This window comes from Holdemanella biformis DSM 3989 (assembly GCF_000156655.1).
Lineage (GTDB): Bacteria > Bacillota_I > Bacilli_A > Erysipelotrichales > Erysipelotrichaceae > Holdemanella > Holdemanella biformis.
Genome location: NZ_DS996842.1, coordinates 99064 through 124810 on the forward strand (window position 1 = coordinate 99064; position 25747 = coordinate 124810).

Below are 25747 nucleotides of genomic sequence, written 5' to 3' on the forward strand. Positions count from 1 at the left end.
AGAGCTAATGTAGGTGAGAATTAGCATTGTACAACCTTTGAACTTGCTAAGGAGCTGATGAGTAATGTTATCCGTATTCTCTGCGATAAAGAGTTAAAGGGGCACAATGAAGATTGTGAACTAAGGTGGTACCGCGTACAAACGTCCTTAGATTTAAAGGGCGTTTTTTATTTTTTTATAGGAGGCTAATATGTACGATCATTTAGAAGTAGAAAAGAAATGGCACAAGTATTGGGATGAACACGAAACATTTAAAACGGATGTGTGGGATTTTTCAAAGCCAAAATTTTATGCGTTAGATATGTTTCCATATCCAAGTGGAGTCGGACTTCATGCAGGACACCCTGAAGGATATACAGCTACAGATATCGTTTCACGTATGAAACGTATGCAAGGCTATAATGTACTTCACCCAATGGGATATGATTCATTTGGTTTACCGGCTGAACAATATGCTGTTCAAACAGGAAACAATCCAAATGGATTTACACAAGAAAATATTAAAACTTTCACAAATCAATTAAAAGAATTAGGTTTTGACTATGACTGGTCAAAAACGATTGCGACATCCGATCCAGATTTCTATCACTGGACACAATGGATTTTTAAACAATTGTATAAAGATGGATATGCAAAATATGTGGATATGCCAGTAAACTGGTGTGAAGAATTAGGAACTGTTTTATCAAATGACGAAGTTATTGATGGCAAAAGTGAACGTGGTGGCTATCCAGTTATTCGTAAAAATATGAAGCAACTTTGTATTGACCAGGCTGCTTTTGCAGAAAGACTTTTAGAAGGCTTAAATGAAATTGATTGGCCTGAATCCACAAAGGAAATGCAAAGAAACTGGATTGGACGATCAACAGGTGTTGAAGTTCAATTTGAAATCGTAGGTGGAGGAAAATTCTCAATCTTTACAACATGTATCGAAACTATCTATGGTATTACATTTATGGTCCTTGCACCAGATGGAGATTTAGTGCAAGAATTAATGCCAAGAATCAAAAACCAAGATGAAGTAAAGGCTTATATCCAGGAAACTGTATCGAAATCGGAAATGGATCGTACAGAATTAAATAAAGGTAAATCTGGTTGCCGCTTAGAAGGTATCAAGGCAATCAATCCAGTAAATGGAAGAGAAGTGGAAGTCTTTATTGGTGATTTCGTATTAGCTAACTATGGTACTGGTGCTGTTATGGCTGTACCAAGTCATGATCAACGTGACTTTGAATATGCGATTGCACATCATATCGATATGATTCAAGTTATTGAAGGACAAGACGTCAGTGAGCATGCCTTTGAAAAACAAGATTACTTAGGTAAGGGCTGCAAGCTAATCAACTCTGAAGAATTTACAGGTCTTACTGTAGAAGAGGCAAAAGTAGCAATTACTAAAAAATTGGTAGATATGGGTATTGCCAAAGAAACAGTGAATTATCGTTTCCGTGAATGGATTTTTGCACGTCAGCGTTATTGGGGAGAACCAGTTCCAATTGTTCATTTAGAAGATGGTACAGACTATGTACTTCCAGATGAAGAATTGCCTTTGATTCTTCCAGAACTTGAAGATTATAAAGGACACAATGGAAAAGCGCCACTTGAAAATGCGACAGATTGGAAACAATACAATCAAAATGGTGTAAAGGGAGTTCGTGAAACAAGTACAATGCCAGGGTCTGCAGGATCTTCATGGTACTATTTACGTTATATTGATCCTCAAAATAAAGAACAATTAGGAAATCCAGAATTATTGAAACACTGGATGCCAGTCGATTTATATGTAGGTGGTCCTGAACATGCGGTAGGTCACTTGATGTATTCACGTATTTGGAACAACTACTTATATGACAAGGGAATTGTTGTATGTAAAGAACCATTTAAAAAATTAGTTCACCAAGGTATGATCTTAGGTGAAAATGGAATTAAGATGGGTAAACGTTATCCTGAATTTGTAGTGAATCCTTCAGATATCGTTAAAAAATATGGGGCCGATACACTTCGTTTATATGAAATGTTTATGGGTCCATTAGAACAAAGTAAGCCTTGGTCAATGGCAGGTTGTGATGGTGCTAGAAGATGGATCGACCGTGTTTATCGTTTATTTATTGAGTCTGGTAAAGTTACAGATACAAATGATGGTAAATTAGATAAAGTCTATAACCAGACAGTTAAAAAAGTTACAGAAGATTATGAATCATTAGGATTCAATACAGCTATCTCACAAATGATGATCTTTGTGAATGATGCATATAAAGCAGAAACCATTTACAAGCCATATGCTGAAGGTATCGTGAAGATGTTATCTTGTATTACACCACATATTGGTGAGGAAATGTGGCAATTATTAGGTCATGAAGATACCATTGCGTATGAGCCTTGGCCAACTTATGATGAAGCAAAATTAGTGGAAGATACAATCACTTGTGTTGTACAGGTAAATGGTAAGGTTCGTGGTAAATTTGTGGCGGCTGTAGGTTCAAGTAATGAAGAATTAGAAAAACAGGCTATGGAACTTGAAACAGTAAAGCGTCAAATTGAAGGAAAAACAATTCGTAAAGTTATCGTTGTAAAAGGTAAAGTTGTTAATATTGTTGCCAACTAAGAAGGTGAAGTATGCGAATCAATACAATAAATATTCAACAATATAGCGAATATTTAGATACAGTAGATAGTGCGGTATTTCAACAATCTAAATATCATGCCAAGAAATTTGAACATGATGGCTGGACGGTTGAATTTATTCAGGCAAGCCAAGATAAGGAAGTATACGCAACGTGCATGCTTGCGTATCTTCCTTTAATGAAAGTCTTTAAATATTGTTATGTCGCAAGAGGGTTTCTTGCCGACTACAAAGATAAGGACAAACTTGTAAAGTTTACCTCTTCTTTAAAACAATATCTTAAAAAGAAGAATGTAGTTTATCTTGAAACAGATCCTGAAATTGATCTTGTACAAAGAGATAAAGATGGAAATATTGTCGAGAATGGTTTTCATAATTATGATGTTGTAGATAATTTAAAATCAGCTGGATTTTTACAACTTCCTTTAAAACAAGGATATGATTTATCGAAGGAATGTCGTTTTTGTTCCTCTATTGATTTAAGAGGTAAAACGAGTGATGAAATCTTTAATGCATTTTCAAGTGCTACAAGAAGAAATACAAGAACGGCCCAAAAGTATAATGTGCATATTCGAAAATTAAATGTGGATCAACTTCATATTTTAGATTCTATGGAAAAGGAAACGAGTGCACGACAAGATTTTGAAGCCATGAGTTTAGATTATTTTAAAAACTTATATAAATTTTATGGGGAAGATCATGTTGAAACACTCTTATCTTATTTGGATTTAGATGAATATGAACAAAAAATCAAGAAAGAATACAATACGACTTTGACAAGTATTGAAAAGATAAAGGCTTTCTTAGAAAAAAATCCGGGAAACGAGAAAAAGGAAAAGCGTTTAAAGACGGATGAAACATATCTTGATTCTTTAGAAAAGAAAATTTCGCATATCCAAGAATTAAAAGATACGTATGGTAAAGAAGTACCTCTTGCGTGTTGTTTATTCATTAAATATGGTCATGAAATCGTATATCTTGTTGGTTCTAGCAATTATGAACAAAGAGATTTTAGAGGGCCTTATGCGATTCATTGGCATATGATTCAAGAAGCGATTAAAGAGGGCTATGACTTCTATAATTTCTATGGTATCAGTGGTTATTTTGAACCGGGTAAAGAAGGTTATGGTGTTTTTGATTTCAAACGTGGATTTAATGCGATCGTACACGAGTATATCGGAAACTTCATCCTTCCATGTAAACCATTCATTTTTAAAATTTATAACAATTTAAAACATATTTGTTGAGTTTAGTTTCTAGATTCGATATAATAAATTCGCTATGATAAGAAAGAGTACACAGATTATCTATTTCTTAGAGAGAAACTGGCTGGTGTAAAGTTTCAAATAGACCTGTGGAATACACCTTGGAGCTTCAATTTTGACGTATACCTGCGTTAAAGGTTTAAGTGCATACAAAAAATATTTTGTATGAAGTAAGGTGGTACCGCGATCAAATCGTCCTTATTGGGCGATTTTTTTTATTTTCAGGGAGGACAAAATGGAATTATTTGAAGAATTGAAATGGCGTGGTCTTGTTGACAACGTCACAAGTGAAGAAGTGGAAGATGTTATTAATAATGGGGAAGTCACATTTTATATTGGTACAGATCCAACAGCGGATAGTTTACACATTGGACACTATTCATCATTGTTGATGGCAAAACGTTTAGAAAAACATGGACACCACCCAATTATGTTGGTTGGTGGAGCAACTGGATTTATCGGTGATCCAAAGGCCACTGGAGAAAGAAGTATGTTGACTAGTGAAGTATTAAAGTCAAATTATGATGCTTTACATGCACAAATCTCTAAATTATGGGGCTTTGACATGGTAAATAACTTAGATTGGACAAAAGACATCACAATCATTGATTTCTTACGTGATTATGGAAAATTATTCAATGTGAATTATATGTTGAATAAAGAAACAGTAAAAAAACGTTTAGATTCAGGAATTAGTTATACAGAATTTTCTTATATGATTCTTCAATCTTTAGACTTCTTAAATCTTTACCAAACAAGAGGTTGTACAATGCAGATTGGTGGACAGGATCAATGGGGAAATATCACTTCTGGTTTGGAATTGATTCGTAAAAAATGTGGTGCCGATGTAAAATGTTATGGCTTAACAATGCCACTCATCACAAAGGCAGATGGAACTAAATTTGGTAAGAGTGAAACGGGAACTGTTTGGTTGGATCCTAAAAAGACATCTCCTTATGAACTATACCAATTCTTGTTTAATACAGATGATTCAAAGGTTATTGAATATTTAAAGAAATTAACATTCTTAACAAAAGAAGAAATTGATGCTTTAGAAGTATCTTTAAAGGAAGATGCTGGAAGACGTGAAGCACAAAAGAAATTGGCAGAAGAAGTGGTTCGTGATTTACATGGTGAAGAAGGTTTAGAATCGGCTTTAAAAATCACAAATGCCTTATTTAGAGGTCAATTAAATGATTTGGATGAACAACAACGTTTAGATGCGGTTAAAAATATGGATAAAGTTGACCAAGAAGCTGGAAAATCTTTAATCGATGTTTTAGTGGAGGCTAAGATTGCTTCGAGTCGTCGTGAAGCTAGAGAATGGATAAAAGGAAATTCCATTAGCTTAAATGGTGTCAAAGTCAATGATGAAACATTAGTTATTGATTCTACGCAAGCCTATGTATCAAACTATGTAATCATTCGTCGTGGTAAGAAAAGATATTATTGTTTAAATTTGAAATAAAAATGAAAATACGTGGTTAGACATTTTTGCCTTGCCACGTATTTCTTTTTACCATTAACTTATCAATTTCATTTGTCACAATCGTTTTTTTGATTGTCCATTTTGGTTCAATCAAATCTTTCGCAATACCATCCCCTGTTAATCGTTCAATGATAATTTCTTGTGGTAATAATTCCAATTGATCGACTACAATATCGACATATTCTTCTAAGGTTAGAATATGAAATGGATGTTCTTTATATTCTTTTGCCATTTGTGTGCCCTCTATTAAATGCAGCATGTGGATCTTAATCGCATCTATAGGATGTTTAGAAATCTGTTTAACCGTTTCTAACATATCGGATTTGGATTCATTTGGTAAACCATTAATAATATGTACACATGTTTTGATGTTTGTCGATTTTAATTTGTCTAACCAATCAAACACAATTTTTGTACTATGTTTACGATTGCACTTTTCCATTGTGCCTTCATGTACACTTTGAAGGCCTAATTCTAGCCAGACTTCTTTATTTTGACTATTTAAATAGTCTATGATTTCATCATTTAAACAATCGGCACGAGTCGCAATCGCAACTCCAGGAATGTCTGGATTTTTAAAGAATGGATCATATACTTTTTTTAAGGTTTCAAGTGGGGCATATGTATTGGAATAGCTTTGAAAGTAGGCAAATCCAATACAATCCGGCCACTTATTTTGCATGCGCTTTAAGCCTTCTTGATATTGTTTCTGCAACGAATCATCAAAACATAGAATACTATCGCCACTACCCATGCTTGAGCAGAATGTACATCCACCGCTTCCTTTTGTTCCATCGCGATTTGGACAGGTAAAACCTGCATTTAATGGAATCTTAGCCACTTTTTGATGGTATGTATTACGAAAATAGTAATTGATTGTTTGGTATCTTTTATTGTCATTTGAATAAGGATAAGGATTATTCATTGTATCACCCAAAGCATTGTAACATAAAAAGAAACTGCGTGTGCAGTTTCTTATAGTTCTCTACCAACTACTTTGGCAATGGCTTTACCTTTTTTAACAAGTTTGGCATAGCGTTTAGGTTTTAAGCTTTGGGCTCCATCACTCCAAGCATTTTCTGGATCATCATGCACTTCAATGATCAATCCATCTGCTCCAGCTGCAATGGCGGCTAAAGATAAAGATTCAATTAATTTATAATCTCCAGCTGCATGACTTGGATCAATGATAATAGGTAAGTGTGTTCTTTCTTTAATAATGGGTACAACACTTAAATCTAATGTATTACGTGTATAGGTTTCAAAAGTACGAATACCACGTTCACAGAAGATGACATTTGGATTTCCTTCGGACATAATATATTCTGCAGCCATGATCCATTCTTGAATCGTAGCACTCATACCTCGTTTTAATAAGATTGGTTTTTTTGTTTTTCCTACAGCTTTTAATAAGTCAAAGTTTTGCATATTACGAGCACCAATCTGAATGATATCTACATTTTCAACGAATTCATCCAAATGTTCTGCACTCATAAGTTCAGATACAATAGGAAGTTTTGTTTCTTGTCTAGCCTTTACCATGGCCATAATTCCAGCTGTACCCATACCTTGGAAAGCATATGGACTTGTTCTTGGTTTATAAGCGCCACCTCTTAACATATCAGCGCCTGCTGCTTTTACTTCTTTAGCAATACGACAGATTTGTTCTTCTCCTTCAACAGAACATGGGCCTGCAATCATGACAATTTTTTTGCCGCCGATTTTAATACCATTTACATCCACAATGGTATCTTCTGGATGGAACATACGATTGGCCAATTTATAAGGTTGGGCAACACGTTGTACGTTATATACAATGGGGTTTGCCATAACGCTTTTTTCATCTACGATACTTGTATCTCCAACTAAACCAAAGACATTGTAGTTATCGCCTTGGATCATTGTGACTTGAAGATCCATTCCTTCGAATTTGTGAATTAATTTGTCGACATCGTGTTTTGATGCATTCTTCTTTAAAGTAATAATCATAGTAATATCCTTCTTTCCATTTGTGAGTAACAAAAAAGCATTAACCGTTCGAATTGTTAATGCTTAAAAGCCCTAATAAAAATACCATTCTGTTTTGATTGGTTTTATTAGGGCTATCTAAAGTAAAAGTAAAAATATGTAGATTGAATGTTCATGTTAATCACCTGTGTATACTATAGCTTAATCCTTGAAAATGTGCAAGTTGTTTTCTGAAAATAGTTACATTTTACTTGTCAACCTCCTTGGCAAAGTTGGTTATATTTTTGTCATTTCTTGTCGAAAAGTGTAAAACAAAATAAAAGTGTTATAATCTAAGTAGCAATAGAAATCATATAGGAGGTACATAATATGAAAGTCAATATTGTAGGAAAAAACATCACAGTTACTGAAGGAATCTCAGATAAGATCCATAAAAAATTAGATGTTTTAACAAAGTACTTCATTATTAGTGAGGATGATGTAGCTAACGTTTTAGTTCGTACATATCCTACAAAACAAAAAATTGAAGTTACAATCCCAACGCGTTATGCGATTCTTCGTGCGGAGGTTGTAGACGATGATTTATATGCAGCTATCGATCTTGCTGTAGATAAATTGGAAGATCAAATTCGTAGAACAAAAACACGTTTAACACGTAAAAATAAAGAATCACTTGCCGAAGCTTTCTTAGATCATGAATTATTCAATGATGAAGAAGTAGATGATGATGAAGTTGTTCGTACTAAGTCAATCGTTCCAAAAGAAATGAGTTTAGATGAAGCTATTATGAAGATGGAATTATTAGGACATGATTTCTTCATTTATACAGATGATGAAACAAACAAAATTGCCGTTTGCTACAAACGTCATGATGGTGGATACGGATTAATTGAAACTGAATAATATGTAAAAAGGCATGTCAAATTGGCATGTCTTTTAATTGGAAATAAAAAAAAGAATATAAGTTTGAATAAGTTATTCTTTGTGCTATAATTATGTTCGTTAAGGAGGTTTTTCCCATGGGATTTATGGATAAAGTAAAAGACTTCGTTGCTCCAATCGAAGAAGAAGACGATTATCAAGAAGCACCACAAGCTGAAAAGGTAGAAGAAGTAGAACCTCAAAGTCGTTATGAGAGACCAAAAGCTCGTACGAACGCAACTTCTTTGAATTCGAATACAAAAATGGTATTGTTTGAACCAAGAAGCTTTGGAGAAGCTGAAGAAGTAGGACAACGTTTAAAAGAAGGTCGTGCTGTTGTAGTTAACTTACATAAGCTAGATCGTGACTATGCACAACGTACTATTGATTTTTTAACAGGTGTTGTTTATGCACTTGATGGTAAAATTCAGAAAATTGGTCAGAACGTAATTTTATGTTCTCCAGCTGAAATTGGTGTACAAGGAACTATTTCATTAGGAAGTCCTGATGACTTCGAAGATGAAGATTAATAATTACTTTTAATGAGCTCATTTATGGTAGGTCATGAGGTGTTTATTTCGCAGATGAAAGATCAAATTCGTATCTTTCAAAAACAAAATAGGCGGATCATGACCTATTTTTTATCGATTTCTGAACAAGCCATTCTTCAAAACATGGTCCCTAAAAATATATGTGTCGTTTTTGATGGTGGGTACGAGAATGCAGAAAGAAAGATCGCATGTTTTATACCGGAAGGCTATGAAGGTTTTAGTGATTGTGTCTGTCTTCATGCCACATACAATTCAAAATTCAAAACACTGACACATTCCGATTTATTAGGTTGTTTAATGCATTCGGGTATTGAAAGAAGTGTCATTGGAGATTTGATTGTACAAGAAGATGATCTGTATATATTTTGTAAGGAAAAGATTTCAAAATATATTATCGATAATTGTGCGCAGATTGGTAAGTGTACAGTTCATTTTGAAGTGTGTTTGGATTATGAAATCACAAAAAGTAATAAAAAAGAAATACGTATCATGTGCAGTAGTCTACGTTTAGATAGTGTGGTTGCGCAATTGTCACATTGTTCAAGAAGTGAAGCATTAAAAAAGATTCATGCAGGATTTGTGAAAGTTAATGATGTGGTACTTGAACAAAATTTACAATTGTGCAATAATGATTTTGTGTCAATCAGAAAAACGGGTCGATTCCAGTTTAAAGAGGTTGTTTCAACTACAAAAAAGGGAAGACTTGTTTTGAACTTTGATCAATATATTTAGCTAAGATAAAGACACGCCTTTATTCGTTATGATTGTAGAGAGCAATGAAGTTTTTGGTGAAACATTGTATGAATAAGAATTTAGGTATCCCTTTTGAGCTGATCTTACGAAATCATAGTAGTTTGATCCGGTTGAACCGTTATCTCATGAAAGTGCATAGTGAAAACTATGAAGTAAGGTGGTACCGCGTGTTTATTACGTCCTTTTTTAAGGGCGTTTTTTTATTTTGAAAAGGAGATAAAGTATGGACTACAAAGAAACTCTTCATATGCCTAAAACGGCATTTGAAATGCGTGGAAATTTGACTAAAAAAGAGCCTGGTTTCCAAAAACGCTGGCAAGATGAAAAATTGTATGAAAAGATGTTAGAAAGAAGAGAAGGAGCAGAATCATTTGTGTTACATGATGGTCCTCCTTATGCCAATGGGGATATCCACTTAGGACATGCCTTAAATAAAGTGTTAAAAGATGTAATTGTAAAATCTCACTTTATGGAAGGATACAAAACACCATATATTCCAGGATGGGATACTCATGGTTTACCAATTGAAACTGCAGTTACTAAATTGGGCTATGACCGTAAGAAAATGGGAATTGCTGAATTTAGAAAAATCTGTTATGACTATGCTTTAAAGCAAGTAGCTAATCAAAAAGCAGGATTCTTAAGCTTAGGATCAATTGGAGATTATGATCATCCTTATATCACTCTTCAAAAGGGTTTTGAAAAACACCAAATCGAAATCTTTGGAAAGATGGCTATGAAAGGTTTGATCTACAAAGGATTAAAACCCGTTTATTGGTCACCAAGTAGTGAATCCGCTTTAGCGGAGGCAGAAGTTGAATATAAAGATGTTAAGAGTCCAACAATTTATGTTAAATTTGCCGTTAAAGACGGAAAAGGCGTATTAGATACAGATTGTAACTTCGTCATTTGGACAACAACACCTTGGACTATTCCTGCAAACTTAGGAATCAGTGTAAACCCTGATTTTGATTATTCATTAGTGGATACAGAAAAGGGTAAATTGATTATGCTTTCAAGCATGGTTGAAGAATTGTGTGATAAGTTTGAAGTTGAAAAACGTGATGTTTTAAAGACTTTCAAAGGTAAAGAATTCGAATATATTACTTGTACACACCCATTATATCCAGAAAGAGAAAGTCTATTGATGTGTGGAGATCACGTAACAGCTGATGCTGGTACTGGATGTGTTCATACAGCACCTGGATTTGGTGTAGATGACTTTAATATTGGTATGAAATATGGTTTGCCAGTATATTGTAACGTAGATGCACAAGGATGCATGATGGATGATGTTGGCGAATGGCTTGCTGGTCAATATGTAGAAGATGCCAACAAGACTGTCACTCAAAAACTAGATGAATTGGGTGTATTATTAAAACTTCAATTCATCACGCACTCATACCCACATGACTGGCGTACCAAAAAGCCAATTATTTTCCGTGCTACAACACAATGGTTTGCGTCAATTGATCAAATTCGTGATGAATTGTTAGAACAAATTCACTCTGTATCTTGGGTACCTGCCTGGGGTGAACAACGTATGCACAATATGATTGCCGATCGTAATGACTGGTGTATTTCTCGTCAACGTGCTTGGGGTGTTCCAATTCCAATTATTTATGGAGAAGATGATACTCCAATCATGGATCAAGCAATTTTCGATCATGTTGCCAAATTAGTTGGTGAATATGGATCCAATGTTTGGTTTGAAAGAGATGTTAAAGATTTATTACCAGAAGGATATACAAATGAACATTCACCAAATGGTATCTTCCGTAAAGAAACAGATACTATGGATGTTTGGTTTGACTCAGGATCAAGTCATACTGGAGCTATGATGGATCGTGGCCTAGGCTATCCTGCAGATTTATATTTTGAAGGTAGTGACCAATATCGTGGATGGTTCAACTCAAGTTTGATCGTAGGTACTGCTGTTCATGGTAAAGCTCCATACAAACAAGTATTATCACATGGTTTCGTTATGGATGAAAAGGGCGTTAAGATGTCTAAATCACAATGGAATGCCGTTGCACCTAGTGAAATCACTAAGAAATATGGTGCCGATATCTTACGTTTATGGGCATGTAGTGTAGACTATCAAGCGGATGTTTCAATGGGTCAAAAGATCTTGAAACAGGTGAGTGAAAATTATCGTAAAGTACGTAATACATTGCGTTTCTTAATGGCAAACTTAGATGATCAAAAATTTACTGCCAAAGATTGTGTAAACTTCAATGAATTGAGTGAATTGGATCAATATATTTTAACCGAATTAAAGGATGCTGTAGATTATTGTAGAAAAGCTTATAATGAATATCGTTTCTCTGATGTTGTTACATATTTGACAAACTTAATGACGAATGAATTATCAGCTTATTACTTAGATTACACGAAGGATATTCTTTATATTGAAAAAGAAGATGCACCAGTTCGTCGTCAAGTTCAAACTGTACTTTATAATGCCGTTGAAGTGATGACTAAATTGTGGGCTCCAATCTTGGCTCATACTTGTGAAGAAGTTAATGACTATATGCACTTTGATGAAGAAAGTATTCACTTAACTACATTTAAAGATCTTGAATTAGATTTTGATGTTGAAAAGATCAAAGCGGATATGGAAGAATTATTCAAAGTTCGTAAGGATGTCTTCAAAGCATTAGAAAATGCACGTGCTCAAGGTTTAATCGGTAAATCATTAGAAGCACATGTCGTATTACATGTAAGTGATGCACAAAAAGAAATCATGGATCGTGTATTAAGTAATGCAGCACAATGGTTTATTGTATCTAAAGTAACATTCACAACGGATGAATTAGAACAATTTGAAGTTTGTCAGGTTAAAGTAGAAAAGGCTACAGGCCATGTATGTCCTCGTTGCTGGAACTACACAGAATCTGAAAATGAAGATGGATTGTGTGATCGTTGTAACCACGTATTACATGACTAATATGTAAATGAAAAGAGTAACTCTAATCAACAAGAGTTACTCTATTTTTAATTTTGTCTGTTGTGATTATTTTATAATCTTTTGTTTCTAAATCCGATGAAACATCACTATCTTTATCTACGATCCATATCGCTTGTACATCATAATCAAGAGTCGATAGATATTTCTTTCCATCTTCTACACTCATACAGAATAATGTTGTACTTAAGGCATCGGCTTTGCCTGAATCCTTTGTGATGACGGTTACACTTCGAACATAGTTTGCAGGATAACCGGTTTTAGGATCAATAATATGGGAATATTTTTTATGTTTATATGTAAAATATCTTTGGTAATCTCCACTTGTAACTAAACAAGTGGCTTCTTTTGTTTCATATTGAACTAGAGCATCACTGGAATCTGGAGATTGAATACCAATCTTCCAATTGGATCCATCTTCTTTTTCACCAAGTAAGACAACATTACCACCGGCATTGATATAGCCATTTTTTAATCCGGCTTTATTTAATGCTTCTTTGGCAAGTTGAGCTGTATATCCTTTGGCAATGGCACCTAGATCAATGGATAATTCAGAATCCAAATAGGATACTTCATTTTTATTAATTTGAATATTCTTTAGATCAATATGTTTTAAGGCTTCTTGAATCATGTCATCACTTGGTGGCACTTGTGTATTTTCTCTGGCATCATGCCACAAATTTAATAGGGCTCCTTGACTGATGTCAAATTGTGAGTTTTTCGATTGCATCTTTATAGCTAGTTTTAAACAATCAATAAAGGTAGAATCCATTTGAACGGGATGTTTGTAAGCTTCATGATTCAAAGTATATAGGTTATTCATATTTTTATAGGCATGGTATTGGTCGAATCGTTTGTTGTTTTCTTTAAATGTCTTTCGTAAGATTTTGGTATATTTTGCAAAATCTGCTTGTGAACATGAGCAATTTAGAGTGATGGGCGTGTCAAAGCCAACATCTGTTAATGTAACATTGAGGTTTTCTGTTGTTTCATTGTCTTTGTTTTGAACGAAGAATATGACAGAACTTATAAAGATTAGAAAACAAATCGATAGGACAAGCCATGATAATATAGATTTATTTTTTTGCATAAAAGTATTATATGATGAATTGAGTTTAATGTAAATGTAAGTACTTACCTAAATTATGGGAAATTGTCAAAAAATTCTTGAACTTGTGAAAAAAAAAGCCTATGATTAAAAAGTATAAATGGGAGGTAGGATTTATATGTCACTATTTTTAGGACCGATGAGACAGCATATCCCTGGTAAAAAAGAATTGACAGAAAAGTCTGAATTATTACATCTTATGCCTAAAAAGGAAGTTTATATTCCTTTAGTAGCAGGACGTACTTTAGATTTTGATATTCTTGTTCAAGAGGGAGATACTGTATCCGTTGGAACAAAACTGGCTGAAACAAAGTCAGGTTTTTATGTGCCAATTTATTCAAGTGTTTCTGGAACTTACAAAGGAATTGTTAAGCGTATGCACAATTCTTTGCGTCCACAAAATCACATGGTGATTGAATGCGATTTTAAGCAAACCAGAGTTCAATCATTCGCACCATTAGACTGGCAAAGTGCTACAAGAGAAGAGTGTGTTGATTTTGTAAAAAATGCAGGTATTGTTGGTTTAGGTGGAGCTGGTTTTCCAACCTATGTAAAATATATGAAACCAGATGGAGTTGATTATGTATTGATCAATGCCGTAGAATGTGAGCCTTATATTACAGCCGATTACCGCTCTGTTATGGATGATGCCCAAGATTTAGTTACAGGTGCTAAAATCATGAAGAAGATGGCTGAAGCTAAAACGGTTTACATTTGTATCAAAGAATCTCACCCGGATTTAATTGAAAAAGTGAAATCAGCATTGCAAGATGCTGCTGGTGTTGAGGTATATCCAGTTCCTGATGTTTACCCAATGGGTTGGGAACGTGTTTTAGTACGTGAAGTATTACATAAAGAATATGGTGGATTACCTGCTGAAGCTGGCGCCATCATTGGAAATGCTTCAAGTGCTATTGCGATTGCGAAAGCCTTTGAAAAAGGGGAAGCCATCACACAAAAGAATTTAACAGTGAGTGGTGAATGTGTAAAAGATCCACACAATGTATGTGTACCAGTTGGTATGCCTGTAAGTGAGATCATTGAAGCTTGTGGTGGATATACACAAGATACAGTTCGCTTGATTTCTGGTGGACCTATGATGGGTAAAACCATTGTCAATGATATGTTTGTCGTTGATCGTGCTATGAATGCATTAACTGTACTTCCAGCTGCAAATGATGATGCGATCGCATGTTTACGTTGTGGTAAATGTAGTGATCATTGTCCAAGTGGTTTACAGCCTGTAAGAATTACAGCTGCATTAAAAGCCAATGACGTTGACGAAATGTCAAAACGTGGTGTTATGAGTTGTATCGAATGTGGAATGTGTACTTATATTTGTCCTTCTCATATCGATGTAACTGAAAATGTTCGTAAGGCAAAACGTATTGTTATGCTTAAGAAAAAGTAGGGAGGATTCAAATGAAATTTACTTTTCATGTAAGTCCAAGCATTAAGAATAACTTGTCAACACAACGTATCATGAAAGAATTATCTTTAAGTTTATTAGTTGTGTTTGTAGCAGCCGTAATTTACTATGCATCTGCATGGGGTGCTGATGCTGCTTTACATTGTGTTCTTTTATTAGCTTGTTCTTTAATTACTACATTTGTTTGCGAATCCATCTTCGCAAAGATTATGAAGAAAGATATTAAAACTTTCTTAAAGAGCTCATTTGGATGGGTAACAGCTATCATTTTAACTTTGATGGTACCTGTTAACATGTCTTGTTATGCAGTTATTATTGCGACAGTATTCGCAATCGTACTTGCAAAATTATTATTTGGTGGTTTTGGACAAAATATCTTTAACCCTGCAGCTGTAGGTCGTGCTGTTATTTTACAGGCATTTACAGGTGTGAGTGTAGGACTTATTTCACAAGCAACACCAACTACAGTGATTGCGAGTGCTTATCATTGGCTACCAGCAAATGCTACTGTATTAGATTCATTTTTATCACAATATGGAGGATTTGCAGGTCTAGCTTTAGGAACATATCCTGGTTCTATTGGTGAAACATTCTCTATCTTGATTTTGATTATTGGTATTGTACTTGCCCTTCGTCAAATCATTGACTGGAGAGTTCCAGTTGTCTATTTAGGAACGATTTTTGTACTAACGGCTGTTGTAGCTTTGATCACAGGAATTGATTCATACAATGGTATTCCAGCCTTTATTTGGTATCCGTTATTACACTTGTTAACGGGTGGTGTTATTTTTGGTGCTGTATTTATGTTAACGGATCCAGTAACAAGTCCAACAAGTGCAAGTGGACGTGTCGTATTCGCAATGGGTGCAGCTATTATAACTACATTGATTCGTTTAAAAGCCAATCTTCCAGAAGGATGTTTATATTCCATCTTATTAATGAATATGTTTACTCCATGGATCGAGTCATGTTTCGATGGTAAACAATTAGAATTGGTTAAGAAATCTAGAATTGTTTGTGTTTGTTTAGCATTGATTGGTTTAGCTATTAGTTTCTATGCAGCTAGCTCTATTCAAAAGGTAGATACTATCCCTGAAACAGCAGCTGTTGTTGAAACTATGGAGGTAACTCTATGAACAAGATTGTACATTTAGGTTTATTCTTGGCTATTGTAAGTGCAGTTGCTGGTGGTGCTTTAGCATTCGCAAATCAAATGACAGCTCCAGTTATTGCTGAAAATAACGAAAGACAAGAAAAAGAATCATTATTAGCTATGTATCCAGATGCCAATTCAAATGATTTTAAATTAGTGAATAAAACTTTGGATTCAAAAACCGTTCAAAAGGTTTATGAATATAAAAATGTTTATATCTTTAATATGAAAGTTAGTGGATATAAAGATGGAACTGTATTCTTAGTATCTATTGATAAAGATTCAAAGAAAATTGATAAATACAATGCCATTAGTAATGGAGATACAAAAGGTCTAGGATCACAAGTAACGGAAGCTCCATTTAAGAAATCTTTAGAAGGAAAAGATGCAACTGGACAATTGGATACAATTTCTGGTGCAACTGTTTCTTCAGGTCCTGTTGTCAGTGGTATTCATGAAGCGGCAAAACTTGTCGATCAATTAAAGTAAGGAGGTTATCTAGATGAATCGTTTTGAAAACTTTAAAGCGGGTTTAATTAAAGATAACCCAGTATTCTCATTGTTCTTAGGAATTTGTTCGACACTAGCCATTACTACAACTGTAAATAATGCGATTGGTATGGGTGTTAGTGTTATTATCGTTTTGATCATGTCAAATGTAATCATTTCATGTGTTCGTAAAATTACGCCAGATGAAATCCGTATTCCAGTTTATATTGTGATTATCGCAACTTTGGTTAAGATCATTCAAATGTTGATTCAAGCTTATGCGCCAAGTTTAAATACAAGCTTAGGTGTGTTTATTCCATTGATCGTAGTTAACTGTATCATCTTGGGTCGTGCGGAAGCTTTCGCTAGTAAAAATGGAATTTTGGATTCAGCTCTTGATGGTTTAGGAATGGGTCTTGGATATACTTTGGCAGTACTTGCGATGTCATTTATTCGTGAATTGATTTCGACAGGTGGAATTAAAGTGGTAAACCCATTCAATGAAGCGCAAGTTTGGTTGAACTTACACATTATTCCTGAAAACTTCACAATTAGTATCTTTGGATCTAGTGTTGGAGCTTTCATTACATTTGCGGTTTTAGCAGCAGCTGTTGGTGCTTATAAACAACATGTAACAGCTAAGGAAGAAGCTGCGGCAAAGGAGGAAAAGTAAGATGGGTGAATTAATGGCACTTTTAGTAACGAGTGTATTAGTAAATAACGTTATCTTAACTCAATTCTTAGGTATGTGTCCATTCATGGGTGTTTCTAAAAAGAAAAGCTCTGCGATTGGTATGGGTGTAGCCGTTGTCTTCGTTATCGTTGTTGCTGCATTGGTTACATATGCACTTTATTATTTAGTACTTGTACCTTTACATCTTGAATTTATGGATTTGATTACATTTATCTTAGTAATCGCATCTTTGGTTCAGTTGACAGAAATGTTTATTAAAAAGACAAGTCCTGCGCTTTATAAATCTTTAGGTGTTTATTTACCTTTGATCACAACAAACTGTGTTGTATTAAATGTATGTTTAGTAAATATCTCTAATAGTTATAATTTTGCACAAATGTTAGTATACTCAATTGGTACTCCATTAGGATTTGCCCTTGTATTATTCATTTTCTCAACAATTCGTGAAAGATTAGAACAAAGTGAAGTTCCAAATGCCTTCGTTGGTAATCCAATCGCCTTGATTGTAGCTGCCATCATGGCTATGGCATTCTCTTGTTTTACAGGAATTGTATAATGAGATATTTATTGGCAATATTGTTTTTTGGCGCATTAGTCGCTATCTATATTGTTTTGTATTTAATGAATAAAAAAACGCCCAAACCAGAGGGGTGTGAAGATTTAAAAGCGGATTGTGATGGATGTAAAGATTTTGCGTGCACTAACAATCCAGCTCACAATCAAGTGAAGGGAGAATAAATATGGTAATCGTAGCCGTAATTATGATGCTTGTACTTGGTGCAGTGCTTGGCTTAGGTCTAGGTGTTGCCGACAAATATTTAAAAGTAGAAGCAGATGTACGTGTTGAAAAAGTAACATCATTACTACCTGGTTATAACTGTGGTGGTTGTGGATTCCCTGGATGTAGCGGTATGGCTGAAGCCTTGGTTTCAGGTGATATGGATCATATTGCTTGTAAACCTTGTAAAGCGGATAAGCGTGAGGAAATCATTGATTACTTGAAAAACACACCAGGACCGGATGGTTCTACTATTGAAGTAAAAGGATAAAAGAAAGAGATGGCGTTTTCCATCTCTTTTATCTTACCTGATGATTTTTAATGATTTCTAATAAATAAGTTTCATCTGGATCTATATAGATTGTTTTATTGGATTTCATGGTCACAAAACCAATTTTAGAGCCAGGTACTTTCTTGATTTGCGAAATCAAACAATAGTCGACAGGTACAGAACTTGAATCTTTACCTTTGGAGTAGTAGGCTGCTAACATTGCACATAGTCGAATTTGTGTTTCTGTAAAGTCATCACTCTTTAATAGAACGTGAGATCCATGATAGTCTTTTACATGAAACCATAAATCGTTTTTTCTTGAGACTTGGTGTGTTACATAATTATTTTGAATGTTGTTTTTACCAACATAGATTTCACAATCATCAAAAACAAGATTAAGAACGTTTGGTTTATTGTTCTTCTTTTTTCTTTTATTTTCTTTTTTAGGCATTAAAACATGTTGTTTGATCAATTCCTCACGGATTTCTCCTGCATCAAATACGCTACAATGCTGTAATTGCTCTTCAAGTTGTGTATAGTATTCAATATCTTCTTTACATTGATTGATTTGTTCTTCTAAGATCACTAAACTTCGTTTCATCTTATGATATTTCTGATAGTATTTATTCGCATTTGTTTTTAGATCATAACGCATATCAATTGGAATTGTTACATCTTCATTGGTTTCAAAGGAAGGTAAGATGATTGTCTTTTCTTTTTTGATTTGGTACATGTACGCAAAAATCAAATCACCATATTCTTGATATTTATGATAGTCTTTACCATCTTCTAAGGCTTGTTCAAGCTTTGGAAGTTTTTTTATTTGTTTATTTTTTTCTTTATCAACAGTACGAATTATATCACCATATTGTTCTTTAATACGTTTCTTTTGTTCATCTTCTTCATATAAATGATTTAAGCCTTCCATGATTGTATATGTTTTAGCTTGTTCATTTAAATGTTTTAATTCAATGCAATGAAAATCTTTTTTATAGATGTATAAAGTATTTGAATTCACCACTTCATTTAATATGTCGATATATTTTTCGTTATTGTTCATACGATACAAAAATTCATTTGAAAGCAATGGAGAAAAGCCATAGATTTGTTTGACTAGACTTTGGTCTAGATCAAGATCTTGAATCTCAAATGGATTTTTCTTTTCTGGTTGGGTAGGAGCTACATATTTTGCGCCTGGATGAATGAATCGTTTGGCATTTTCATATACAGGAATACGTTTTAATGCATCTACAATTACACCTTCTTTGACTAAAATAAGATTGGCATATTTACCCATGAGTTCGATATTTAAATCGTATTTTACTAAATCTTGAAATTCATTACGACAAGATAAATGTAAACATAAAATACGATCAAAGCCAACTTGTTCAAAGGATTCGACAATGGCTTGGGAACATAACTTTCTTAATACCATCACAAAGTTGGATGGTTCGGGTTGAATGCCTGGAATAAAGTTTGCGATATATACACGATTTGTATTGGAATGTACGTTGATGACAAGTTTTTGATTTCCATCATTACGCGTGTGAAGATGGATCAAGATTTCTTCATCGCTGATATTTTGTATTTTACCAATTTTACATGGGGTATATGCGTTTAATTTTTCTTGAATATTGTATAAAAATAATCCGTCGATTGCCATAAAAACCTCCTTGGTCTGATAAAAATTATAACATAGTTAAATAAAATTTGACACACATGGTTTGGACTTGTAAAATGGATGGAAAAGAGGGAGAGCAAGATTCACATGGAAAGAGGTCTATTAATTATTTTGAGTGGTCCTAGCGGTGTAGGTAAAGGGACTATTCGTAAATATTTTGAAAAAGATGAACGTCTAAATTTAGCTTATTCAACTTCAATGACTACACGTAAACCGCGTGCTGGAGAGGTCGATGGAAAAGATTATTTTTTCTCAACACGAGAAGACTTTGAGAAAGCCATTCAAGAAGGTGGTCTTTTGGAGTGGGCCGAGTTTGTTGGAAATTACTATGGAACACCTTTAAAAGAAGTTAATCGTTTACGTGATGAAGGAAAGAATGTTTTATTAGAAATTGAAGTGCAAGGTGCTATTCAGGTGCAGGAAAAATGTCCGGATGCCGTTTCAATCTTTATTATTCCACCTTCAATGGAGGAATTAGAAAGACGTATTCGTGGTCGTAGTACAGAACCAGAAGAAATCATTCAGCAAAGACTTGCGAAAGCTAGCAATGAAATGAAGATGGTATCTCAATATAAATATATTGTCTGTAATGATGATCCAAAACTTGCGGCTGAATTGATTAAGACGATTATTCTTCGCCATGTTGAGCTTGAAGAAAACAAATAGTTGCAAATAAAGCCAATTTGTGCTATAAATTATGTGTATAGAAATTAAAGGAGTGGGGAACCACTCCTTATGTTTTGCTACTAAGGAGAAATGTATGGACAATCTTAAAGAATGGATTGAAGAAGTTCTTAATGAAAATGGATGTCATTTATATGATCTTGAATGGATCACAAATCAGGGCACACCATTATTAAGAGTTTCGGTTGAAAAAGAAGACGGTACAATGGATTTGGATACTTGTGCATCTTGCTCAGATGTAATTGGACAAATGCTTGACGAAAAAGACTGGTATTCTCATGAATACATGCTTGAAGTTTGTTCGCCAGGAGCAGAAAGAGAATTAAGAACGGATGAAGAAGTTCAAAGAGCTGTTGGCAAATATGTATTTGTGAAGATGAAAGATCCAAAACAAGGTTTAGATCAAGTTATTGGTGATCTTGTTGAAGCAACAGAAAATGATGTGACAATTTCATATCGTGATAAGACAAGAACAAAAAAAATCACTATTGAAAAGAGTAACATTCAGCTGATTATGACAGCTGTAAAGGTATAGGAGAATAAAGATGAAACCAAAAATTAAAGTTGAAGATTTAGCAAAGGCTCTACAGGGTATTGAATCGGATCGTCAATTGTCTAAGGATATTGTTGAAGATGCTTTAAAAGAAGCTTTGACAAAGGCTTACCGCAGACACATCGATATCCCTGAAGTTCAAGTGCGTGTAGACATCGTGGATGGAACTATTCATATCTATCATGAGCGTGTGGTTGTTGAAGAAGTTGAAGATGATGAATTAGAAGTTCAATTGGATGAAATTCAAAATGAAAATCCAAATATCAAAATTGGAGATATTGTGGATGAAGAAGTCGATTTTAAGGATTTTGATCGTGCGGCTGTAGTACTTGCAAAAAATGTAATGAAACAAAAGATTCGTGAAGCTGAAAAAGCTCAAGTCTATGAAGAGTATTGTGATAAAGTCGATGAAATGGTTTTAGGAACTATTGAAACGGTTGAAGAAAAATTTGTGATCGTAAATATTGGTAAAACACTTGCGGTTATGAAAAAGTCAGCTCAAATTCCTACAGAACACTATAAAGAAGGCGACAACATTTTAGTTGTGATTACAGAAGTGAACAAAGAGACAAAGGGTGCGCAAGTCTTAGTATCTCGTGCAACTCCGGTATTTGTTCGTCGTTTGTTCGAACGTGAAGTTCCTGAAATCTATAATGGAATTATTGAAATTAAAGCGATTGCTCGTGAAGCGGGTGAAAGATGTAAGATTGCGGTTTATTCTCACAATGAAAACATCGATCCAATTGGGGCTTGTATTGGTCCTAGAGGAAGTCGTGTACAAACAATCATTGAAGAATTAAATGGTGAAAAAATTGATATTTTTGAATGGTCTGACAACATTAGTGAATTGATTGCCAATGCATTAAGTCCAAGTACAGGTGTTGCGGTTATTCCTAATGAGACTGTAAAAGATGGATTGATCGTTGTTGTTCCTGATAACCAATTATCTTTAGCTATTGGTAAACGTGGTAAAAATGCGCGTTTAGCTGTTAAACTTACAAATCACAAGATTGATATCAAATCCGAAAGTGAAATGCAGGAATTAGGCATTGACTACATGGCAATTTCTAAGAAAATGCAAGAAGAATATGAAGAAAAGAAAGCAAAAGAACGTGCTTATAAACAACAACAAAAGATTGATGAATTAAAATCAAATGAAGCTGAGATCGAAAATATTGATGTAGCTGATTTTACTTATGAAGATGAAGAAGTGGATGCAGTTGAAGAACATGCACAAGATACTTTATTTGAAAAGGAAAATACAGTTGAAGAAAAAGAAGTCGATGAAATGGAAGAATTGGCTCGTATTGCCAAACAAAATCGTAAAGAAAAAACGGCTGCAGATGTAAAGGAATATACTTCTAAATTTGAATCTATGGCCGATGCTTCAAATAAACAAGAGGATGTTGTTTCTAAACCTAAAAAAGAAAAGGTTGAAGAAGAAAAGAAACCGGTTGAAGTTAAGAAATTTAACTATGAAGACATGAAGCCAATCTATTCTGAAGAAGAGTTAGCTGAAATCGAAGAACAGGAATATGAAGATGAAAACAACTGGGACGATGATGTTGACTATGAAGAATATGATGAATATTATGATGACTAGGAGTTAGTTTCATGCGTAAGATTCCAATGCGAAAATGTGTCGTAACACAAGAGCGTTTTCCTAAAAAGGATTTGATTCGTGTGGTACGTACACCTGAAAAAACAGTTGAGATCGATTTAACAGGTAAAAAGAATGGGCATGGTGCTTATATTTCAAAAAGTTTGGATACTTTAGCTCTTGCCAAAAAGAACAAGGCTTTACAAAGAGCTTTAGAAATTGAAATTCCTGAAGAAGTATATCAGGAATTAGAATCCATTATTACCAATGAATAAAGTTACAAATTTGATACAACTAGCATATCGTGCTGGTAAAGTAGCAAAAGGTGATTCTTTACTTGTTAGTATTCAAAAATCTCAAGCAAAACTTGTACTTGTATCTTCTTTATGCGGGCAAAACCGTATGAAGAAGATTCAGGATAAATGCACATATTATAATGTGCCATATAGAGTGGTAGAACCATCTGTATTAGATGATGTTTCTTATAAAAAGATGAGTGCTATTGCGATTGTAGATAGTGGCTTTGCCAAAGCGATTATCGAAAAGATGAAAGGTTAGGTGATTCGATGGCTTATAACAACAAAAACAAAAAGAAACCAAATCGAAAAGGGCATAAGAGTTCGCATCAGTCTAATGCACCTAAGAAAGAAGAAGCAGTAAAGGAAATCACATATAGTGATGCGATTACTGTTGGTCAGTTAGCACAGTTGCTTCACAAAAATAGTTCTGAAATCATTAAATTCTTATTTATGATGGGGAATATGTCAACAATTAATACAGTGTTATCCGATGAGGATATTGAATTGATCTGTATGAATTTCAATGTAGAAGTACATAAGGAAATTGTTGTTGACGAAGATGATATTGAAGAACAACTTCAAAATGTAGAAGAAGATGAATCTAAATTAGTACCTCGTCCTCCTGTTGTCACAATCATGGGTCACGTTGACCATGGTAAAACAACATTATTGGATACAATTCGTAAAGCGAATGTTACTGAAAATGAATTTGGTGGTATCACACAGCACATTGGTGCATATCAGGTATCCTTAAAGGGAAGAAAAGTTACATTCTTAGATACACCAGGTCACGAAGCATTTACTGCTATGCGTGCTCGTGGTGCTGAAGTTACAGATATCGTTATTATCGTAGTTGCGGCAGATGATGGTGTGATGCCTCAGACAAAAGAAGCAGTCGACCATGCGAAAGCTGCAGGTGTTCCAATTGTAGTTGCGGTAAATAAAATTGATAAGCCAGGTGCAAATCCAGATCGTATCATGTCAGAAATGAGCGAACTAGGAATTATGCCTGAAGAATGGGGTGGAGATACAATCTTTACTCAAGTATCTGCAAAAAAGGGAACGGGTGTTCCAGAATTATTGGAAACAATGTTGTTAGTGGCAGATATGCAAGAATTAAAAGCTAATCCAGATACAAATGCTTCTGGTACAGTAATTGAAGCCAAGTTAGATAAAGGTCGTGGACCTGTTGCCACATTGTTAGTTCAACGTGGTACATTACATACAGGAGATAGTGTTGTAGTTGGTACATCTTATGGTCGTGTTCGTAAAATGACAAATGATCGTGGTATGGAAATTAAACATGCAGAACCAAGCTGTCCAGTTGAAATCATTGGTTTAAATGAAGTTCCTAGAGCTGGAGATGTCTTCATGTCTTATGATAGCTATAAAAAGGCGGCTGAAATTGCGGGTCATCGTTTGGATAAACAAATTGAAAAAGAACGTAATTCAACGAGTGCAATGTCATTAGAAGATTTGGCAAAGAGAATCGATGAAGGTGATGTTCAAGAAATCAATGTCTTGATCAAAGCCGATGTTCAAGGTTCGGCTGAAGCTTTAAAGGCAAGCATGGAAAAACTAGAAGTGGATGGAAATGTTCGTATCAACGTTATTCGTTCCACTGTAGGTACAATTACAGAATCAGATATCTTATTAGCAAGTGCTTCGAATGCGATTATTTATGGATTTAACATTCGTCCAAGTGCAGCCATTCGTAAAAAAGCGGAAGAAGAAGGTGTTGAAATTCGTTTGCATAACATCATTTATAAAGCTTTAGAAGAATTACAAGCTGCAATGAAAGGTATGCTTGCACCAGTATATGAAGAAGTTGTCATTGGTCAGGCGGATGTTCGTCAGATTTATAAAGTAAGTAAGGTAGGTACGATTGCCGGATGTATGGTTACAGATGGTAAGATGAAACGTGATTGTAAAGTTCGTTTGATCCGTGAAGGTATTGTTGTTTATACCGGTAAACTTGGATCATTACGTCGTTTTGAAAATGATGTTAAAGAAGTACTAAATGGTTACGAATGTGGTATGACAATCGAAAACTTTAATGATATTAAAGTAGGAGATATTTTAGAAGGCTTCGAAGATCAGGAAGTGGAAGAATAGTATGTCATTAAAAACAGAACGTATGGAGATGACAATTCAAAGAGAGATTTCACGTATTCTTCAATTTGAATTGAAAAATCCAAATTTAGGTTTTTGTACGATAACGGATGTACGATGTACAAATGATTTATCACAAGCTAAAGTTTATGTTACATTCCTTGGAAAACAAGGGCGTAATGATGCGGGTATGCGTGTGTTAAATCAATCAAAGGGTTTCATTCGTTCTCAAGTCGCAAAAAAAATTAAGATTCGTAAGATGCCAGAATTGATCTTTGTACAAGATACAAGTCTTGAACAGGGAAATAAGATTGAAAACATTTTAAAGGAAATCGAAAAATAGAGAAGACTTAGTGGC

25 protein-coding genes and 2 other annotated features are annotated in these 25747 nt (G+C 34.5%); of the genes, 21 read left to right on the forward strand and 4 right to left on the reverse strand.

Annotated elements, in window-relative coordinates; translation table 11 throughout:
* Positions 1-190: 190 nt before the first annotated feature.
* The 3 genes from leuS (at position 191) to tyrS (ending at position 5356) form a co-directional block, all read left to right on the forward strand.
* Complete coding sequence (gene leuS / locus EUBIFOR_RS05515) at positions 191-2605, forward strand: leucine--tRNA ligase (protein WP_003864975.1); 2415 nt, start codon at positions 191-193, stop codon at positions 2603-2605.
* Positions 2606-2616: 11 nt separating this feature from the next.
* Positions 2617-3870, forward strand: a complete 1254-nt coding sequence (locus EUBIFOR_RS05520) for a peptidoglycan bridge formation glycyltransferase FemA/FemB family protein (protein ID WP_003864976.1) — start codon at positions 2617-2619, stop codon at positions 3868-3870.
* Between the two features lie 25 nt (positions 3871-3895).
* Positions 3896-4091, forward strand: a binding site (T-box leader).
* Positions 4092-4123: 32 nt separating this feature from the next.
* A complete protein-coding gene (gene tyrS, locus EUBIFOR_RS05525) occupies positions 4124-5356 on the forward strand; it encodes a tyrosine--tRNA ligase (RefSeq protein ID WP_040466233.1) in 1233 nt (410 codons plus the stop codon).
* Between the two features lie 16 nt (positions 5357-5372).
* On the opposite strand, the gene mnmL is transcribed toward tyrS, so the two are convergent.
* Entirely contained in the window at positions 5373-6302 is a 930-nt protein-coding gene (mnmL, locus tag EUBIFOR_RS05530; RefSeq protein WP_003864978.1) for a tRNA modification radical SAM protein MnmL/YtqA, read from the reverse strand.
* A 50-nt stretch (positions 6303-6352) separates the two neighbouring features.
* Positions 6353-7366 (reverse strand): 3-deoxy-7-phosphoheptulonate synthase, encoded by a 1014-nt coding sequence (aroF, locus tag EUBIFOR_RS05535; RefSeq protein ID WP_003864979.1) that lies wholly within the window; start codon positions 7364-7366, stop codon positions 6353-6355.
* Positions 7367-7714: 348 nt separating this feature from the next.
* Here aroF and hpf point away from each other — a divergent pair, with 348 nt between their 5' ends.
* From hpf to ileS, 4 genes are all read left to right on the forward strand, one after another.
* Entirely contained in the window at positions 7715-8248 is a 534-nt protein-coding gene (gene hpf / locus EUBIFOR_RS05540; RefSeq protein WP_003864980.1) for a ribosome hibernation-promoting factor, HPF/YfiA family, read from the forward strand.
* Positions 8249-8364: 116 nt separating this feature from the next.
* On the forward strand, positions 8365-8796 hold the full coding sequence (locus EUBIFOR_RS05545; RefSeq protein WP_040466234.1) for a cell division protein SepF: 432 nt from the start codon (positions 8365-8367) through the stop codon (positions 8794-8796).
* Between the two features lie 24 nt (positions 8797-8820).
* The gene (locus EUBIFOR_RS05550) at positions 8821-9549 is read left to right on the forward strand and encodes a YlmH/Sll1252 family protein (protein WP_003864982.1); all 729 of its coding nucleotides are present in this window, start codon (positions 8821-8823) and stop codon (positions 9547-9549) included.
* Positions 9543-9757, forward strand: a binding site (T-box leader). It overlaps the preceding gene by 7 nt.
* A gap of 36 nt (positions 9758-9793) precedes the next feature.
* A complete protein-coding gene (ileS, locus tag EUBIFOR_RS05555; RefSeq protein WP_003864983.1) occupies positions 9794-12520 on the forward strand; it encodes an isoleucine--tRNA ligase in 2727 nt (908 codons plus the stop codon).
* Positions 12521-12542: 22 nt separating this feature from the next.
* On the opposite strand, the gene EUBIFOR_RS05560 is transcribed toward ileS, so the two are convergent.
* Entirely contained in the window at positions 12543-13628 is a 1086-nt protein-coding gene (locus EUBIFOR_RS05560; protein WP_003864984.1) for an FAD:protein FMN transferase, read from the reverse strand.
* A 136-nt stretch (positions 13629-13764) separates the two neighbouring features.
* On the opposite strand from EUBIFOR_RS05560, the gene EUBIFOR_RS05565 reads away from it, so the two are divergent.
* From EUBIFOR_RS05565 to EUBIFOR_RS05595, 7 genes are read left to right on the forward strand one after another with little or no spacing between them, the layout of a single operon-like run.
* Positions 13765-15057 carry an RnfABCDGE type electron transport complex subunit C gene (locus EUBIFOR_RS05565; RefSeq protein WP_040466236.1) on the forward strand — a complete coding sequence of 431 codons (1293 nt, stop codon included), beginning with the start codon at positions 13765-13767 and terminating at the stop codon, positions 15055-15057.
* An 11-nt stretch (positions 15058-15068) separates the two neighbouring features.
* Positions 15069-16211 (forward strand): RnfABCDGE type electron transport complex subunit D, encoded by a 1143-nt coding sequence (locus tag EUBIFOR_RS05570; RefSeq protein WP_040466237.1) that lies wholly within the window; start codon positions 15069-15071, stop codon positions 16209-16211.
* A complete protein-coding gene (locus EUBIFOR_RS05575; RefSeq protein ID WP_003864987.1) occupies positions 16208-16717 on the forward strand; it encodes an RnfABCDGE type electron transport complex subunit G in 510 nt (169 codons plus the stop codon). The genes EUBIFOR_RS05570 and EUBIFOR_RS05575 overlap by 4 nt, the downstream gene beginning before the upstream one ends.
* A gap of 13 nt (positions 16718-16730) precedes the next feature.
* Complete coding sequence (gene rsxE / locus EUBIFOR_RS05580; RefSeq protein ID WP_003864988.1) at positions 16731-17390, forward strand: electron transport complex subunit RsxE; 660 nt, start codon at positions 16731-16733, stop codon at positions 17388-17390.
* A gap of 1 nt (position 17391) precedes the next feature.
* Positions 17392-17967, forward strand: a complete 576-nt coding sequence (locus EUBIFOR_RS05585) for an electron transport complex protein RnfA (RefSeq protein WP_003864989.1) — start codon at positions 17392-17394, stop codon at positions 17965-17967.
* Positions 17967-18149 (forward strand): hypothetical protein, encoded by a 183-nt coding sequence (locus EUBIFOR_RS05590; protein WP_003864990.1) that lies wholly within the window; start codon positions 17967-17969, stop codon positions 18147-18149. Before EUBIFOR_RS05585 ends, EUBIFOR_RS05590 begins: the two co-directional genes overlap by 1 nt.
* Before the next feature lie 2 nt (positions 18150-18151).
* Entirely contained in the window at positions 18152-18460 is a 309-nt protein-coding gene (locus EUBIFOR_RS05595) for a (Fe-S)-binding protein (protein WP_003864991.1), read from the forward strand.
* Between the two features lie 28 nt (positions 18461-18488).
* On the opposite strand, the gene EUBIFOR_RS05600 is transcribed toward EUBIFOR_RS05595, so the two are convergent.
* Positions 18489-20123, reverse strand: coding sequence for an Rqc2 family fibronectin-binding protein (locus EUBIFOR_RS05600; protein ID WP_003864992.1), 1635 nt, complete (start codon positions 20121-20123; stop codon positions 18489-18491).
* Positions 20124-20228: 105 nt separating this feature from the next.
* Between EUBIFOR_RS05600 and gmk the strand changes: the two genes are divergently transcribed.
* The 7 genes from gmk (at position 20229) to rbfA (ending at position 25732) form a co-directional block, all read left to right on the forward strand.
* Positions 20229-20807, forward strand: a complete 579-nt coding sequence (gene gmk / locus EUBIFOR_RS05605; RefSeq protein WP_040466238.1) for a guanylate kinase — start codon at positions 20229-20231, stop codon at positions 20805-20807.
* Between the two features lie 94 nt (positions 20808-20901).
* Positions 20902-21360 (forward strand): ribosome maturation factor RimP, encoded by a 459-nt coding sequence (locus tag EUBIFOR_RS05610; protein ID WP_040466239.1) that lies wholly within the window; start codon positions 20902-20904, stop codon positions 21358-21360.
* 10 nt (positions 21361-21370) lie between these two features.
* Positions 21371-22981, forward strand: coding sequence for a transcription termination factor NusA (gene nusA / locus EUBIFOR_RS05615; protein ID WP_003864995.1), 1611 nt, complete (start codon positions 21371-21373; stop codon positions 22979-22981).
* Between the two features lie 11 nt (positions 22982-22992).
* Entirely contained in the window at positions 22993-23253 is a 261-nt protein-coding gene (gene rnpM / locus EUBIFOR_RS05620) for an RNase P modulator RnpM (RefSeq protein ID WP_003864996.1), read from the forward strand.
* Complete coding sequence (locus tag EUBIFOR_RS05625; protein WP_003864997.1) at positions 23246-23536, forward strand: ribosomal L7Ae/L30e/S12e/Gadd45 family protein; 291 nt, start codon at positions 23246-23248, stop codon at positions 23534-23536. Before rnpM ends, EUBIFOR_RS05625 begins: the two co-directional genes overlap by 8 nt.
* 8 nt (positions 23537-23544) lie before the next feature.
* Entirely contained in the window at positions 23545-25392 is a 1848-nt protein-coding gene (gene infB, locus EUBIFOR_RS05630) for a translation initiation factor IF-2 (RefSeq protein ID WP_003864998.1), read from the forward strand.
* Position 25393: 1 nt separating this feature from the next.
* A complete protein-coding gene (gene rbfA, locus EUBIFOR_RS05635) occupies positions 25394-25732 on the forward strand; it encodes a 30S ribosome-binding factor RbfA (protein ID WP_003864999.1) in 339 nt (112 codons plus the stop codon).
* Positions 25733-25747 lie beyond the last annotated feature (15 nt).

Bases quoted from the DNA above. Each gene is read 5' to 3' on its own strand.
- leuS (WP_003864975.1), top strand. From the start codon at position 191: ATGTACGATCATTTAGAAGTAGAAAAGAAATGGCACAAGTATTGGGAT.
- EUBIFOR_RS05520 (WP_003864976.1), top strand. From the start codon at position 2,617: ATGCGAATCAATACAATAAATATTCAACAATATAGCGAATATTTAGAT.
- tyrS (WP_040466233.1), top strand. From the start codon at position 4,124: ATGGAATTATTTGAAGAATTGAAATGGCGTGGTCTTGTTGACAACGTC.
- mnmL (WP_003864978.1), bottom strand. From the start codon at position 6,302: ATGAATAATCCTTATCCTTATTCAAATGACAATAAAAGATACCAAACA.
- aroF (WP_003864979.1), bottom strand. From the start codon at position 7,366: ATGATTATTACTTTAAAGAAGAATGCATCAAAACACGATGTCGACAAA.
- hpf (WP_003864980.1), top strand. From the start codon at position 7,715: ATGAAAGTCAATATTGTAGGAAAAAACATCACAGTTACTGAAGGAATC.
- EUBIFOR_RS05545 (WP_040466234.1), top strand. From the start codon at position 8,365: ATGGGATTTATGGATAAAGTAAAAGACTTCGTTGCTCCAATCGAAGAA.
- EUBIFOR_RS05550 (WP_003864982.1), top strand. From the start codon at position 8,821: ATGGTAGGTCATGAGGTGTTTATTTCGCAGATGAAAGATCAAATTCGT.
- ileS (WP_003864983.1), top strand. From the start codon at position 9,794: ATGGACTACAAAGAAACTCTTCATATGCCTAAAACGGCATTTGAAATG.
- EUBIFOR_RS05560 (WP_003864984.1), bottom strand. From the start codon at position 13,628: ATGCAAAAAAATAAATCTATATTATCATGGCTTGTCCTATCGATTTGT.
- EUBIFOR_RS05565 (WP_040466236.1), top strand. From the start codon at position 13,765: ATGTCACTATTTTTAGGACCGATGAGACAGCATATCCCTGGTAAAAAA.
- EUBIFOR_RS05570 (WP_040466237.1), top strand. From the start codon at position 15,069: ATGAAATTTACTTTTCATGTAAGTCCAAGCATTAAGAATAACTTGTCA.
- EUBIFOR_RS05575 (WP_003864987.1), top strand. From the start codon at position 16,208: ATGAACAAGATTGTACATTTAGGTTTATTCTTGGCTATTGTAAGTGCA.
- rsxE (WP_003864988.1), top strand. From the start codon at position 16,731: ATGAATCGTTTTGAAAACTTTAAAGCGGGTTTAATTAAAGATAACCCA.
- EUBIFOR_RS05585 (WP_003864989.1), top strand. From the start codon at position 17,392: ATGGGTGAATTAATGGCACTTTTAGTAACGAGTGTATTAGTAAATAAC.
- EUBIFOR_RS05590 (WP_003864990.1), top strand. From the start codon at position 17,967: ATGAGATATTTATTGGCAATATTGTTTTTTGGCGCATTAGTCGCTATC.
- EUBIFOR_RS05595 (WP_003864991.1), top strand. From the start codon at position 18,152: ATGGTAATCGTAGCCGTAATTATGATGCTTGTACTTGGTGCAGTGCTT.
- EUBIFOR_RS05600 (WP_003864992.1), bottom strand. From the start codon at position 20,123: ATGGCAATCGACGGATTATTTTTATACAATATTCAAGAAAAATTAAAC.
- gmk (WP_040466238.1), top strand. From the start codon at position 20,229: ATGGAAAGAGGTCTATTAATTATTTTGAGTGGTCCTAGCGGTGTAGGT.
- EUBIFOR_RS05610 (WP_040466239.1), top strand. From the start codon at position 20,902: ATGGACAATCTTAAAGAATGGATTGAAGAAGTTCTTAATGAAAATGGA.
- nusA (WP_003864995.1), top strand. From the start codon at position 21,371: ATGAAACCAAAAATTAAAGTTGAAGATTTAGCAAAGGCTCTACAGGGT.
- rnpM (WP_003864996.1), top strand. From the start codon at position 22,993: ATGCGTAAGATTCCAATGCGAAAATGTGTCGTAACACAAGAGCGTTTT.
- EUBIFOR_RS05625 (WP_003864997.1), top strand. From the start codon at position 23,246: ATGAATAAAGTTACAAATTTGATACAACTAGCATATCGTGCTGGTAAA.
- infB (WP_003864998.1), top strand. From the start codon at position 23,545: ATGGCTTATAACAACAAAAACAAAAAGAAACCAAATCGAAAAGGGCAT.
- rbfA (WP_003864999.1), top strand. From the start codon at position 25,394: ATGTCATTAAAAACAGAACGTATGGAGATGACAATTCAAAGAGAGATT.